1 protein-coding gene is annotated in these 437 nt (G+C 34.1%); it reads left to right on the forward strand.

Going from position 1 to position 437, the window contains the following annotated elements; translation table 11 throughout:
• On the forward strand, positions 1 to 437 hold a 437-nt coding region (locus K0039_RS21575), incomplete at both ends, for a S16 family serine protease (protein WP_272491559.1).

Below are 437 nucleotides of genomic sequence, written 5' to 3' on the forward strand. Positions count from 1 at the left end.
TAAATGTACTTAAAGGTAAGGGAGAAATTGTATTAACTGGAAAGCTAGGAGATGTTATGAAAGAATCTGCTAAGACAGGTATCTCTTATATAAGGTCAATAGTGGACAAGTTTGATATAGACCCTGATTTTTATAATACGAATGATATTCATATACACATTCCAGAGGGTTCTGTTACAAAAGATGGACTATCATCTGATATAACGATGGCTCTTGCAGTACTCTCAGCAGTTACTAAAAGTCGTGTGCCTGGAAATATAGCAAGGACAGGAAAAATAAGTTTAAGAGGTAGGGTATTAGCAGTAAGAGGAGTTAAAAAAAAGTTAGTAGCAGTTCATAGTGCTAGTATAACAAAAGTATGGATTGCTAAAGAGTGTGAAGCTGACTTAGATGAAATACCAGAAAATGTAAAAGAAAAAATGGAGTTTGTGCTTGTA

Source organism: Terrisporobacter mayombei (assembly GCF_020748465.1).
Lineage (GTDB): Bacteria > Bacillota > Clostridia > Peptostreptococcales > Peptostreptococcaceae > Terrisporobacter > Terrisporobacter mayombei.